This window comes from Vibrio fujianensis (assembly GCF_002749895.1).
GTDB lineage: Bacteria > Pseudomonadota > Gammaproteobacteria > Enterobacterales > Vibrionaceae > Vibrio > Vibrio fujianensis.
In genome coordinates, this window is record NZ_NBUS01000043.1 from 280,600 (window position 1) to 281,144 (window position 545).

The 545-nt window shown below is 45.9% G+C and carries 1 protein-coding gene; it reads left to right on the forward strand.

Going from position 1 to position 545, the window contains the following annotated elements; translation table 11 throughout:
- A partial coding sequence (locus B7C60_RS19095) for a peptidase C39 family protein (RefSeq protein ID WP_245869299.1) occupies window positions 1-545 on the forward strand: 545 nt, incomplete at both ends.

Below are 545 nucleotides of genomic sequence, written 5' to 3' on the forward strand. Positions count from 1 at the left end.
ACCCAGTCGAACACAAGAGCTGCAATTGTGGCGTGAAGCTACCACGATTTTTATGGCGGCAGGTCACGGTGGTTGTAGTGGGCAAGGTTTAGCATTAGCAGCGGCAAAACGCGGGTTTCATGTTGAGTTGTGGAGTCAGTCACAAGGCATTCCTTTTATCGACAGCGTTCGAGATGCGAATAAAAAAACCGTAATAGAGTTAGTTCACCAAGACTTTTGTCAGCAACTCCATGAGCAAGCGGTTGATATTATTGATGCACCACCGAGTCAGTCGCAATTCGAAGTGTGGATCAATCAGGGTGCTTGTGTTTTATTGCTTATTAGTACCTATCGTTTTGATGGGAAAAAGGAACCCCATTGGATAGTACTGAGCGGCATGAGTGAGAAGTTTTTCTTTTTCCACGATCCCCATGCTGAGTCTGAGCAGCATGCGATAGGGTCGGCTTATGTGCCTGTGGGGAAAAAAGCCTTATCGCAAATTATAGGCTTTGGCAAACAAAAACAGATTGCTTGTGTTGTGATCAGTCGAGCTAAGAGCGATCAGC